This window comes from Clostridium chromiireducens, assembly GCF_002029255.1.
GTDB classification, from domain to species: domain Bacteria; phylum Bacillota; class Clostridia; order Clostridiales; family Clostridiaceae; genus Clostridium; species Clostridium chromiireducens.
The window spans coordinates 1-13,041 of record NZ_MZGT01000101.1; the positions used below are offsets into that span (position 1 = coordinate 1).

Sequence of the window (13,041 nt, forward strand, 5' to 3'; positions counted from 1 at the left end):
TTATTATAAAGCGTAAAAAATACTATATAATAAACCAACCCTATTATTGTATACCTTTATTTAATAAATACGTATAAGTATCCCAATCTACATACTTCCCACCCATACTTTCTAAATGATCTGTATGCATTTGGCAATCTATAAAAATAAAATTCTCATCGCGAAGCCTTTCTGCAAGTTTAATTAATGCGATTTTGGAAGCGTTGCTAGTTTTAGTAAACATACTTTCTCCAAAAAAGCATTTCCCTATTTTGACTCCATATAAGCCTCCTACCAGTTCCTCATCAATATATGTTTCTACGCTCATGCCATATCCATGATTAAATAAGTTTATATATGCATTTTTCATATCGTTACTTATCCAAGTTTCCTCGTTATTACTTTCGCGCGTATTTTTACAATTGCTAATTACACCTTCAAAATCTCTATTGAATGTCACCTTTAATTCATTTTTTTTAATAACCTTTTTCATAGATTTAGAAATTTTAACCTCATCAGGTATTATTATAAATCTAGGCTTAGGGCACCACCAAAGAATTGGTTCTCCTTCGTTATACCATGGAAATATACCATTACAATAAGCTAATAGCAATCTATCTAAAGATAAGTCTCCTCCAACTGCCAAAAGTCCGTCCTCTTCAGAAAGTTCCGTAGGAGGGAAAATAATATCTTTTGTCAATTTAAATACAGGCATTCTATTCACTCCCTTATGTGATAAATGTAGCTACTTAACTATTCTAGCACAATTTATATTATTTTGTTATTATATTCTATAATATTGCCAACTAAGTCGCAATTATATTAATTGGTATAGCGCATTTTAAGTAAATCCAAAATAAACCCACGAAAAGCAAACGGCCAAATTATACTTTCGTGGGTTTAGAGTGTTGTTTGAGAAATTTTTTGATTTGTACTATTATTTATTTAATCAATAGGTTCTATTTCTAATTCATCTGTAAATACTCTTTCAATATGCATTGCAAGATATCCTATTTCTACAGGCTTGATTTCTCTATTTAGTTCACTGCCTAATTTTCTACAGATATCTGCTGCTATTTCAAAAGATTTAGGGAACCGTTCCCTAATATAGTCATTCATATCAAGCTTTATTGTCTCGCCTTTTAATGTTCTCGCTGCCATGTATTTAATATGGCTCATTAGACGATTATAGGATAATGAGTCAATGTTAATTTTCTTTCCTATGTTCTGCTCAATAGTTGTAATACAATCTCTGACTAACATTGCTGTTTCCATTGCCTGTGATACTTTTTCATTCCCTAAACTAGAATGAATATGAAGCGCTATATAACCAATCTCATCCTCATTAATATCAACGCCTTCTATTTCCTTGATAATATCTTTTCCTTTACAGGCAACTTCGTATTCTTCAGGAAATAAAGCCCTAATATCTGCTGTTAATGGATTACTTATATGTTCATTATTTTTAATTCTTTTTATTGCAAAAGCTATATGATCTGCAAGAGGGCATAAAATGTTCTTATCAACTTTTTCAAATTTCTTTTCTGCTTCCATAATAATGTTACTAGCAATTTCAAGAACCTCGGGTTCTATGTTGTTTATTATCTCTTTAGTTGAACCCCTAGATGTTTCTTGCTGCAATAGATATATTTGGGCATTTTCTGGTGCTTCCATACGTTCGTTTACTTTTTTTCCAAATCCTACACCTTTGCCTAACAAAATAAATTCTTTGTTTGTATCACTATCTATTGCTAGAACGCTATTATGGTTTAATGCTTTTATTACTCTGAACATTTTATGCCTCCTCTTTACTTGTTATTCAAATACATCAATTGCTACTAAAGCTTCTCCAGCTTTTATATCTCCTGTTTTTAATAAACGTATTTTTTGTTTACTGCTTAATGATGTGCATATACAAGGTGAAGCAAGGGATGGTGCATTTGTTTTCACAAATTCTAAGTCGAAGTTTAATAATTTATCACCCTTCTTAACTTTATCTCCATCTTTTACGAAAGTCTCAAAACCTTTTCCATCAAGCATTACTGTATCTATTCCTATATGAATAAGTAATTCAATTCCATCAGTTGTTGTTAATCCAACTGCATGCTTTGATGGGAATACAAAACTTATAACCCCATCTGCTGGAGAAACTACATTACCTTCAATAGGAGTAACTACAACTCCATCACCCATCATCTTATTTGCAAAAGCTTCATCTGGTGTTTCAGATAAATCTTGAGCATTACCAGTTAATGGACTGGCTAAAACTATTGTACCAATAACTTTTCCTTCAACTTTGTTTTCATGCACTTTTCTTTCTTTATTTCTTACTACTGCATCAATTGCAACTTCTTCATCTGGCGCTGTAGCTAAGTAATCTTCTAAGTTTGATTTTATAACAGTTACTCTTGGTCCATATATAATTTGGACGCCAACACCTTTATGAACAACTCCAGATGCACCTGTTTGTTTTAATAAAACATCGTTTACTAATTCTGCTTTGTGAACTGTACAACGTAATCTAGTTGCACAACAGTCAATGTCTGAAATATTTTTCTTACCACCAAGACCTCTACAGATCATAGCTGATAATTCATCAACCTCTCCAGCGTCTCCGCTTTCAGAATTTTTCTTTGCTTCTAAGTCACTTCTGCGATAAAGTTTAACTTCTTCTGAATCATCACGACCAGGTGTCTTTAAATCTAGTTTCTTAATTAATATTGTAAATAATACATAGTATACTACAAAATAACCAATACCTACAATAGGTATCCATATCCAACTTGTTTTGGCATTTCCTTGTAAAATACCAAATAGGAATAAATCGATGAATCCGCCAGAGAAAGTCATACCTACTCCAACTCCAAGCATATGCATTAACATATATGCTAGTCCTGCAAATACACAGTGAATTCCATATAATAATGGTGCAACAAATAAGAATGTAAATTCAATAGGTTCCGTAATACCAGTAAGCATTGAAGTTAATGCTGCTGATAATAATAGTCCACCTACGACTTTTCTCTTTTCTGGTTTAGCACAATGATACATAGCAAGTGCTGCCCCTGGTAAACCAAATATCATAAGTGGGAATTTACCTGACATAAATCTTGTTGCTGAAACACTGAAGTGTGATATTCCTTGAGTTCCAAGTTCAGCAAAGAAAATATTTTGAGCTCCTTCAATAAGCTTCCCACCTACTTCTGCTGTACCACCAACAGCTGTTTGCCAGAATGGTAAATAAAATACATGATGAAGACCAAAAGGTATTAGCAAACGTTCCATTAAACCATATACCCATGTTCCTGCATAACCTGACTGTAATACAATATCTCCAACCTTATAAATACCTGCTTGAACTGGAGGCCAAACATAAAACATTATTATACCAACAATTAAATATGTTATTGCACTTACAATTGGAACGAATCTAGTTCCACCAAAGAATGATAATACTTGTGGTAATTCTATTTTATAGTATTTATTGTGTAGAGCTGCTACTCCAAGACCTACAATAATACCACCGAAAACACCCATTTGTAATGATGTAATCCCAAGAACTGAAGTTGCCGCACCACTAAGAAGAGCCTCAGTTCCACCATGAATATTAATCATAGCACCTATTGATGCATGCATAATAAAGAATGCGATTGCTGCAGCTAGTGCTGCAACTTCCTTTTCTTTCCTTGCCATACCTATTGCAACACCCATTGCAAATATTAAAGGTAAATTACCAAATACTACACTTCCAGCTGCACTCATTACTGAAAGAATTGAATAAGCAAAGGTACCAGGTCCAATTATGCCAGTAAGTCCATAAGTTTCAAGCATTGTTGCATTAGTAAATGAACCACCTATCCCTAAAAATAATCCCGCTACTGGTAAAATAGCAATTGGAAGCATAAAAGATCTTCCTACACGTTGTAAAACGCCAAAAAGTTTATCCTTCATATCTTTTCTCCTTTTTATATGATTTTTAAATTTTTAGGATGTTTTCCGATGCTTTTCGCGCGCAAAAAAGCATCAACTAACATAAACATCCTAAAAAAATATCTATGCATAGTTAATGCCTGATTACCAGTTACATACTATATCATTGAAATAATAATATCATAGATATTTTTATTGGTCAATGTTTTTTGTTAAAATTTCCGACAAAATAATTCAAAATATTCATTTAATCTTAGAAATTTTATCATATCGTTAATTAAAACTTACGATTTTTACTTTTGTAAATAGATTACTTTATGATGAATAATTCTAAAGTATCAACTAAAACTAATTAATAATTATTTAAGGGAGGGTTTATGATATGTTTGTAGATAGAAAGGATGCTGGAGAAAAGCTTTCTGTAAAGCTTGAAAAATTTAAGAATGAGAATCCTATCATTCTTGCTATTCCTAGAGGTGGAATTATAACTGCTTATGAAACTATAAAGAAATTTGGATTCGATTGGGATCTTATTATTCCAAGAAAAATTGGTTTACCTCAAAATAAAGAAATAGCTATTGGTGCTATTTCTTTAGATGAAACTAGTATTTTTAATGAACAATACATAAGTATGCTAAATATACCTAAGGATTATATAAAAAATGAAGTATCTGAACAAGTTGAGGAAATTAAGAGGAGATTGTTAAGATATAAAGGAAACGTTGATTACCCAGATGTAAAAAATAAAACAGTAATAATTATTGATGATGGAATAGCAACTGGATCCACCATACAAGTGGCTATCAAATCAATAAGAAAACATGATCCCAAAAAAATCATTTTAGCAGTACCTGTAGCGCCAAAAGACACTATATCGATATTAGAAAAAATTGTTGATGAAATTATATGTCTTATTACTCCAGAAGAATTTTATGCTGTTGGCCCATATTATAATAATTTTGAACAAACAACTGATGAAGAGGTTATTGAAATAGTTCATGAACTAAGCAGAGAAATTACAGACTAGAGATTACATAAAAAGTTATTAATAAATTAAAAAAATAATAAAAATACCATAAATTTATTATTTAAGGACTCAGTAGTATTTTTATTATTCTATAACTTATTTTATTACTACGTCTACATAGTAAAAGAGATTTATACTTAACTGTGCGTTTATATGATAATTATGATTTTATGACACTGATTCTTTCAACTGTTTCAGTATCTTCTTTATACCAAATCATTATAATTTGATCTTTTTCTAAATCTGATATCTTCATTGAAGATTTTGCGTTATCATTTTGATTTTTCATAATCGATGCTTGTGATATGTCAACATTATCATTAATGATTACAGTTTTTTCTATGCCTGTACCATTAAATTCATGCGTTGTCTCTTGAACTTCTTTTGAGGATTTTTTGTTTTTATTATTTTGATTACGATTCGAATTTAAAGTTTTACTATTCTGAGTCTGTTCAACTAACTCTATCATTATAGAATTTCCTTCTATAGATATAATTTTGCCCATAATGTTAGTGTTCATAATTGTACCTATGAAATTTCCATTATTGCCTTGATTACCATTCCCTCTCGGACCACCATTCATCCCTCCGCCTGAATTAATATTTATATTTTGAGCTGTAATTGCTTCACAGGAAACTAGTGATATTGAGGAAATAAATAATGACATAATTGTAAACATACTATACACTATCTTTCTCATATTTTATGCCCTCTTTCTAAATGATGAAATATATTGTTTCAAATTCCCTTTTGATATAAGATCATAAGAATCTTTAAATCCCATGTATGATAAAATTATTAGTAACGGATATACTGGGTAAGTGTATCTAGACTTGATTTCCCATAAGATATAGAAACCAATAAAGCCTAAAATTACTAAGTTTAAAAACACCTCATCGAATCTTTTTGCTTTTACTCCACTTATTAATCTGACTAAGATAAAACAATACATTAGAAAATTAGTTACATATATCATCCAAATTAGTCCACTTCTATATATTGAAGCTCCTTTAAATACATCTGTAGCAAAAGTAGTATATATATACTGAGCTTGTGCCCTACCTATTCTTTGATTTGAACTTGATGCTTCGTTACCAATGCCATATGTTTCAATTTGGTAGGTACCTTCCGTCCAAGTCCATATTACCTTATCATAATAAAAATTCACTAAATAACCAAAGGTAGTGTTGGAAAATTTATTTACAATTTCTTTTTTAAATAACGCTGTACTCTTTTCTTTATTATAGCTTGCCTGTCTTTGATATATGTTATAACTTTTCATATTATCCCAATACCCATATGTATCAGCGTTTAATCCCATATTCAGCCACATATATATAGGAGCTGAATTTTTGTTAACAGATTCCTGTACAACACCAGCTGACTGTAAAACAATATTTTGAACCCAACTTGGAATATTAAATAATAAACCTAATATGCAAAAAGATGCAAGTACCTTCTTAAATCCTATTTTCCGTGCACTTAATATGATGTATATTACACCAGATATTAATATAATAACGCCTATACTTCTAAAATAATTTCCGATTGATAGAAGTATTGAAGAAATAATAATAAACTTAATTGAATTTTCTTTTACAAACCTTATTAAAAAGTACATTGAAGTGGTAAGGAATGCCGTCGCAATAATATCGTTATAAATATAATTACTCATAAATAATGAAGGTATGAAAGTTGCAGCAAATATTAGAACCCCATAATCATTATCCTTAGACTTATAATTTATTTCTTTATATATGAAATAAATCATCAGAGTTGTAACCAGAGTAAATAATATATTAAAAATTTTAATAACTAAATAGTTATCTGGAAATATAGATAATATAGTTTTTAAATATAATACTGTAGAAAAATTAAATGGAAACATATAAAGATATCCACCGGTTTGAAACGAAGAGTAATCATTCTTATATAACATATTTAAAGCCAATGAAAGTACTGTTTGAGAATCAGCTGTAGGTAATTTAGTAAACAAAAATATTATAGTTACTTGAATAACAAAGCTAAGAAATAATGTTGCTGGAATTATAATTTTTTTACTGAATTTATTTAATTTTAAACATAATCTATATAAAAATATGATTATAACAATTAATACAAGTATCAGTAAAATGAAAACTCCTAAGTTTTGACTTTGAAGAATTGGCCTATCACCATATAAGTAAGAGTCATATACAGCCCTAATAAAAAATGATGATCCGATAAAAAGTCCTATGAAGAAAATAAGTATTAAATATATAGATTTCTTAATTAACCCTAACATAAAAAAACTCCTTTATAGAAATATATTATTTATCGCGTAGCTTGTCCTGCAATACATGTAACAATTCTATTATAATTATAATTCCTGTAAACTAGCTTAACGAATTATTACTAATTAAAGTTTAGCTTTATTATAATATATCCTTGAATCTTCTCATATATAATAAAGTATTATGGAGTGATCAATTCTCACATATTTACCTAAGAGTAACAAAAACAATAAATAAAGTCAAAACCGTGAAAAATAGAAATTAAATTATCTATATTCAGGGTTTTGATCAATAAAACTTACATATATCACCTTTTTTAGCTACATCAAAAACGTAATATAATTCCCTCTAGGGCATCATTACTGTATCGATTACATGTATTATTCCATTTTTAGCAATAATATCAGTAACTATAACCTTTGCTCCATCAATATATACATTATTATCTTTAACTTCTATTTTCGCATTATCTCCACTCACCATTTTTAATTCCGTATCGTTTAATTTTAATACATCCTCTGCAGTAAGTTTCCCTGGTACTACGTGGTATGTCAAAATTCTTACAAGAGTCTCTTTGTTTTCGGGTTTTAAAAGATTGTCAATTGCGCCTTTTGGAAGTTTAGCAAATGCAGCATCTGTAGGTGCAAATACAGTGAATGGTCCTTGCCCTTTTAGAGTATCTACCAATTCAGCAGCCTTTAATGCAGTTACTAAAGTTTTAAATCTATTGTCGCTAATAGCAATATCGACGATATCTTTTGAACTATCTTGCCGTTCCATAATTGATATATCTGTTTCTTCTGCATAAACATAGCGATTTAACCCAATAGTATTAAATATTGATACCAAAATAGCTAAAGTTGTTATTATTCTAAATTTTATTTTCATAGTGACACTCCTTTTCATATTTAAAATTATTCCAACTTAGTATGTACAATCGTATTTAGATTTATTAAGTTAATGTTTTACATTCTTAGTTAAATAAAAAAAAACCACGAAATTAAGTTCATGGTTTTTTAAGAATAAAAAATTCATAACAATACCTTGCAGAATAAAGGATTGTTATGAATTTTTTCTCATAATAGGAGACATCCATTTTCCTAAAAATTAACTATTTAATTTTTTAGCTTCAGCAACCAACTTATACAAAGTATTCATAGCCTCCATTGGATTTAAACTTAATATATCTACTTCACTAATTCCTTTTAAGAAAGCTTCTTTTTCCATAAAGGCAAAGTCTAGCTGCATATTATTTGAAGCATCTCTATTTTTATGTTTTTTATGTAAATTCTCAGCTTTACTCTCAATTTTACTGTTACTTTCGATTTCTTCTGTATTTTTAATTTCAGAGTAAGTTTCTTTCTCGTTTTGTACTTCTTCTATATATTCACTCTTTCTTTTAGAAACAGTTTCAGTAACAGTGACTTTATTATCTAATTCATTAATATCTATGGCCACTTCACTTTCTTTAATTTCGGTATTAGTTACCTTATGTATATCAAAGCTATTTTCGCCTTCAAGCCCAAGAAGTATTTCTTTAGCTCTATCTATAACTTTTTCAGGAAGCCCTGCAAGTTTAGCCACTTCTATTCCATAGGATTCATCTGCGCCGCCTTCAACAATTTTTCTAAGGAAAATTACGCTATCTTTCATCTTTTTAACAGCAACAGAATAGTTTTTAACTCCAGGTAAAACCCCTTCTAATTTCACTAATTCATGATAATGAGTTGCAAACAATGTTTTACATCTTAAATTTTCATTTTCTGTAATATACTCAATAACAGACCAAGCTATAGAAAGACCATCATAAGTTGAAGTTCCACGACCAACTTCATCTAGCAAAACTAAACTTTTTGATGTTGCATTTTTTAATATATTTGATACTTCCCACATCTCAACCATAAATGTGGATTTTCCACCAGCTAAATCATCAGAGGCTCCGATTCTTGTGAAAATCTTATCACATATAGAGATATTCGCATTTGCAGCAGGTACAAATGATCCTATCTGTGCCATTAGTGTAATCAGAGCAACCTGTCGCATATAAGTAGATTTACCTGCCATATTTGGGCCTGTTATAAGCAGTAACTCTTTATCACTTTGATTTAACACGGTATTATTAGAAACGAATTCTCCTTTGCCAATTACCTTTTCAACAACTGGGTGTCTTCCTTCACTTATTTCAATTACACCCTCTTCATTTATTTCAGGTTTAACATAATCATTTTCAAGAGCAACTAAAGCTAGGGTAGATATTCCATCTAAATTTGAAATTATTCTAGCACTCCTTTTAAGTCTTGAAATTTCCTTTTCTATACTGTCTCTTATCTCACTAAATAATCCATATTCTAAATTTATAAGTTTTTCCTCAGCACCTAAAATCTTATCTTCCATTACTTTAAGTTCTTCGGTAATGTATCTTTCAGCATTAGAAAGGGTTTGTTTTCTAACATATCTTCCTTCTGGAATTGAACTATAGTTAGATTTTGAGATTTCAATATAATAGCCAAAAACTTTGTTATAACCGACCTTCAAGGATTTTATTCCGGTAAATTCTCTTTCTCGATTTTCAAGCGCGGCAATCCACTCTTTTCCGTGAAGTTTTGATTGTCTTAATTCATCAACTTCTGAATTATAGCCATCTTTTATTATATTCCCTTCCTTTATACTTAAAGAAGGATCTTCTTTTATAGATAACTCTAATAAATTTCTTATATCAGATAATTCATCTAGATTTGCATAATATTCCTTTAGTAGATCAGAATTAGTGTTCTTTAAAAGTTCTTTAATAGCTGGAATTCTTTCTAAAGATGCTTTAAGAGACAACATATCTTTGGCATTAACGTTTTTATTCGAAATTTTTCCAACTATTCTTTCGATATCATATATTTCTTTAAGTGCATTTCTTAAATCCTCATTAAAACTTATAGAATTAAATGTTTCACTTACACCATTTAATCTTTTTTCGATTTCAGATTTAATTATAAGAGGTTCTTCTATCCATTTTCTTAGAGTTCTTCCTCCCATAGATGTTGCACTTTTATCTAAAACCCATAAAAGAGAGCCTTTTTTACTCTTTTCTCTTATACTTTCAGTAAGCTCTAAATTTCTTCTAGAGTTGCCATCTATAGTCATATAATTAATAATTTCATACTGTTCTAATAAATTTATATTTGTTAAACTCATTTTTTGAGTTTCATATATGTACTTAAGCAATACTTTGCTGGCAATTTCCCTTTCTTCATTTAATCCTGCTACTTCCATATCAGAAAATTGTTCTATAAGTTCTTCCGTACTAACAAGGAACTCATTAAATTTCTTTTTTGATAAAAGTGCAGAGGTCACTCCACATATATCATTTATTAGAGTTTCATTAAAATCTTCATCAACCAAGATCTCCTTAGGTGACAATTTAGAAATTTCATCTAATAAACTAATTTTTATGTTATCAAAAGAAGTTACTTTGAATTCACCTGTGCTTATATCAGAGACTGCTATACCTATTTTATCGTCATTTATGTAAATAGCCATTAAATATGTATTATCATTTTCTAAAGAACTATTCGCATCCACAAAGGTTCCTGGTGTAATTATTTTTACTACACCTCTTTTTACAATTCCCTTACTTTCTTTTGGATCTTCAAGCTGTTCGCATATGGCAACTTTGTAGCCCTTATTAACTAATCTTGGAATGTATGCAGCTGCTGCATGATGTGGAATTCCACACATAGGAGCCCTTTCTTCAAGGCCACAGTTCTTTCCAGTAAGTACTAATTCTAATTCTCTTGATACAGTAATAGCATCATCAAAGAACATCTCATAAAAATCACCTAATCTATAGAAAAGAATACAATCGTTGTACTCCTCCTTAGTTTTCATATATTCAACCATCATTGGCGTTAAAGCCATAATCAATTTCCTCCTTTAAGGCTCACAATTTTAAGGGAAGATAATATTTATATAAATTTTCTTTATAAACCTAAAAATCCCTAGAACAATTATAACAATTATCTTAGGGATTTTCATTAATTTTATTTTATAAAAGGCTAAGTGATTTAAAATCTATTTCTAAATCATCATAAATATTGACTTTTACTGTATCATTAAAAGAATATATTTTAGGAGAATCATAACCTTTGTCAGTCAAAACATATACTAGTAAGTATATATTTTATTATCTATTGGATTTATAGCCATTTATATCACATCCTGTAAGGTTTTTATGATAATAGTATATCATAAAAATTAGGCAAGTGAAAAGCAGGAGCCTGTTATTAAACTCCTGCTTTTTAAACTATTCTAAAATCACTATCTCACTAAATTTATTACTGTTGCCTTAGGTCTTGACATAGATTCAATTGAATATCTTATTCCTTGTGTTCCTATACCAGAAGCTTTTACTCCTAAGAATGGGAAATGATCAGGACCTCTTTCAGTTTTGTTATTTACTTGGACTGTTCCTACTTCTAATCTATCTGCGACATAAAAGGCATCTTCTATGTTTTCTGTAAACACGGCACCTTGCAAACCATACTCTGATTTATTAGCGATTTCTATAGCTTCGTCCTTATCTTTTACTCTCATTATTGGTAGAACTGGACCGAAAGGTTCTTCCCATGCAATTCTCATATCTCCGGTTACATTATCAAAAAGAGTTGGGTAAATTAAATTGCCGTCTCTCTTTCCACCAACAACTAAATCCGCTCCTTTGTCTATGGCATCCTTTATTAATTCTTCAACAAAATCTGCTGATTTTGTACTAATTAATGGAACTATATCTACATCTTTATCTAAAGGATTTCCAACAGTAAGATTACTCATTTTTTCTTTTACTTTTTTTACTAGCTCATCAGCTACTTTTTCTAGAACTAATATTCTTTTAACAGCTGTGCATCTTTGGCCAGAATAAGAATAGCCTCCTGCTACAATATTATTTGCTGCAAGATCTAAATCTGCATCTTTCAATACAATAGCTGCATCTTTACCACCAAGCTCCATAAGAAGCGGTACCATGCTTGTTATTTTAGAAATTTTAACTCCAACTTCAGTACTTCCAGTGAAATTAATAAAATTCACACCCTTGTGAGTAACAGCATAATCTCCAATTTCACTACCCTTACCTGTAATGGTATTTAATACACCATTTGGCACGCCTGCTTCTTGAAATACTTTTGCTAAGTATAAACCACATAGACTTCCTTGTGTTGCAGGTTTTAATACAACGGAGTTTCCAACTATAATTGCTGGTGCAATTTTTGAAGCCGATAAGTTTATAGGATAGTTAAATGGCGATATTGCAAGAACAACCCCTAATGGTTCTCTATTTACTACAGAAATTTTATTTCTTTTAAATCCTGGGAAAGTATCTCCAGGTATGCTCTCACCAGCCATATTCTTAGCTGTATCTGCAGTAAATCTAATGAAATCTGCTGTTCTATGAATTTCAGATTTAGAGCTCTTTCTATCCTTACCAATTTCTCTAATCATAATATCAACAAGTTCGTTTGCGTTTTCAACCAAAATATCAGCTGCTTTATATAATATTTCAGCCCTTTCATTCATTGGGACTTTACTCCATTCTCGTTGCCCATCTTTTGCAACTTGAATTACATGATCAATATCTTCTTGTGTCATAGCTGGGACTGTTCCTACTAGAGAATTATCGAGTGGCGAATATATTTCAATTACTTTATTATCTTTATTACCAACCCATTCACCATTTATTAAATTTTTAAAATTATTATTTTCACATTTAATACAATTAAACATCTCTTCACCTCATTTTAATAAGTTATATTAACTAATATTAATTATCCTTTATCAATATAATAC

General features: G+C 30.1%; 9 protein-coding genes. 1 reads left to right on the forward strand and 8 read right to left on the reverse strand.

Going from position 1 to position 13,041, the window contains the following annotated elements:
• Window positions 1-43: 43 nt before the first annotated feature.
• The 3 genes from aat to CLCHR_RS22140 all read right to left on the reverse strand — a co-directional run bounded on the left by aat (window position 44) and on the right by CLCHR_RS22140 (window position 3,930).
• A complete protein-coding gene (aat, locus tag CLCHR_RS22130; RefSeq protein WP_079442073.1) occupies window positions 44-694 on the reverse strand; it encodes a leucyl/phenylalanyl-tRNA--protein transferase in 651 nt (216 codons plus the stop codon).
• A gap of 230 nt (window positions 695-924) precedes the next feature.
• Window positions 925-1,773: a PRD domain-containing protein gene (locus CLCHR_RS22135; RefSeq protein ID WP_079442074.1), complete on the reverse strand. Its 849-nt coding sequence runs from the start codon at window positions 1,771-1,773 to the stop codon at window positions 925-927.
• A 21-nt stretch (window positions 1,774-1,794) separates the two neighbouring features.
• Window positions 1,795-3,930: a PTS sugar transporter subunit IIABC gene (locus CLCHR_RS22140; protein ID WP_079442075.1), complete on the reverse strand. Its 2,136-nt coding sequence runs from the start codon at window positions 3,928-3,930 to the stop codon at window positions 1,795-1,797.
• 361 nt (window positions 3,931-4,291) lie between these two features.
• On the opposite strand from CLCHR_RS22140, the gene CLCHR_RS22145 reads away from it, so the two are divergent.
• A complete protein-coding gene (locus CLCHR_RS22145; protein WP_079442076.1) occupies window positions 4,292-4,936 on the forward strand; it encodes a phosphoribosyltransferase in 645 nt (214 codons plus the stop codon).
• A 160-nt stretch (window positions 4,937-5,096) separates the two neighbouring features.
• Here the strand turns inward: CLCHR_RS22145 and CLCHR_RS22150 are convergent, their stop codons facing one another.
• The 5 genes from CLCHR_RS22150 to CLCHR_RS22170 form a co-directional block, all read right to left on the reverse strand.
• Entirely contained in the window at window positions 5,097-5,636 is a 540-nt protein-coding gene (locus tag CLCHR_RS22150) for a hypothetical protein (protein ID WP_079442077.1), read from the reverse strand.
• A 3-nt stretch (window positions 5,637-5,639) separates the two neighbouring features.
• Window positions 5,640-7,220 carry a glycosyltransferase family 39 protein gene (locus CLCHR_RS22155; RefSeq protein WP_079442078.1) on the reverse strand — a complete coding sequence of 527 codons (1,581 nt, stop codon included), beginning with the start codon at window positions 7,218-7,220 and terminating at the stop codon, window positions 5,640-5,642.
• 337 nt (window positions 7,221-7,557) lie between these two features.
• Window positions 7,558-8,097, reverse strand: coding sequence for a fasciclin domain-containing protein (locus CLCHR_RS22160; RefSeq protein WP_079442079.1), 540 nt, complete (start codon window positions 8,095-8,097; stop codon window positions 7,558-7,560).
• Window positions 8,098-8,316: 219 nt separating this feature from the next.
• Window positions 8,317-11,118 carry a DNA mismatch repair protein MutS gene (gene mutS, locus CLCHR_RS22165; protein ID WP_079442080.1) on the reverse strand — a complete coding sequence of 934 codons (2,802 nt, stop codon included), beginning with the start codon at window positions 11,116-11,118 and terminating at the stop codon, window positions 8,317-8,319.
• Between the two features lie 399 nt (window positions 11,119-11,517).
• Entirely contained in the window at window positions 11,518-12,978 is a 1,461-nt protein-coding gene (locus CLCHR_RS22170) for an NADP-dependent glyceraldehyde-3-phosphate dehydrogenase (protein WP_079442081.1), read from the reverse strand.
• Window positions 12,979-13,041: the final 63 nt, after the last annotated feature.

Coding starts and splice junctions, on each gene's coding strand:
- CLCHR_RS22170 (WP_079442081.1), bottom strand. CDS start 12,978: ATGTTTAATTGTATTAAATGTGAAAATAATAATTTTAAAAATTTAATA.
- CLCHR_RS22150 (WP_079442077.1), bottom strand. CDS start 5,636: ATGAGAAAGATAGTGTATAGTATGTTTACAATTATGTCATTATTTATT.
- aat (WP_079442073.1), bottom strand. CDS start 694: ATGCCTGTATTTAAATTGACAAAAGATATTATTTTCCCTCCTACGGAA.
- CLCHR_RS22140 (WP_079442075.1), bottom strand. CDS start 3,930: ATGAAGGATAAACTTTTTGGCGTTTTACAACGTGTAGGAAGATCTTTT.
- CLCHR_RS22160 (WP_079442079.1), bottom strand. CDS start 8,097: ATGAAAATAAAATTTAGAATAATAACAACTTTAGCTATTTTGGTATCA.
- mutS (WP_079442080.1), bottom strand. CDS start 11,118: ATGGCTTTAACGCCAATGATGGTTGAATATATGAAAACTAAGGAGGAG.
- CLCHR_RS22135 (WP_079442074.1), bottom strand. CDS start 1,773: ATGTTCAGAGTAATAAAAGCATTAAACCATAATAGCGTTCTAGCAATA.
- CLCHR_RS22155 (WP_079442078.1), bottom strand. CDS start 7,220: ATGTTAGGGTTAATTAAGAAATCTATATATTTAATACTTATTTTCTTC.
- CLCHR_RS22145 (WP_079442076.1), top strand. CDS start 4,292: ATGTTTGTAGATAGAAAGGATGCTGGAGAAAAGCTTTCTGTAAAGCTT.